A 383-nucleotide genomic window follows, 5' to 3' on the forward strand; every position below is an offset into this window, starting at 1 on the left:
AGCCGCCGCAGAGGCGGATGGCAGCGCGGAGCCCGCTGCCGAGGACGGCGTCGGGTCGAAGGGGACCCAGCCCGAGCCGGGAAAATACACCTCGACCCAGGCATGGGCGTCCCCCTGGGTCACCAGATACCGCTGCGGCCCGGGGCCCGCTTCCTTCCGGCCCGGGGCATAGCCCTGGACATACCGGGCCGGAATGCCGGAGCTGCGCAGCAGGACCGTCATTGCGGAGGCGAAATGGACGCAGTATCCCTTCTTCTCTGTGAACAGAAAATCATCGACAAAATCGGCGCCCTCCGGCGGCACCCGCGTATCCAACGTATAGGGATACGCCCCTTGCAAATAATCGCGGACGGCCAATGCCGCGTCATACCGGCTGCCTGCGG

Annotated in this window: 1 protein-coding gene; it reads right to left on the reverse strand. The window is 66.6% G+C overall.

Annotation, left to right across the window (positions count from 1 at the left end):
- On the reverse strand, positions 1 to 383 hold a 383-nt coding region (locus tag L692_RS28085), incomplete at both ends, for a transglutaminase-like domain-containing protein (RefSeq protein WP_198027722.1).

Source organism: Paenibacillus forsythiae T98, assembly GCF_000520735.1.
Lineage (GTDB): Bacteria > Bacillota > Bacilli > Paenibacillales > Paenibacillaceae > Paenibacillus_AQ > Paenibacillus_AQ forsythiae.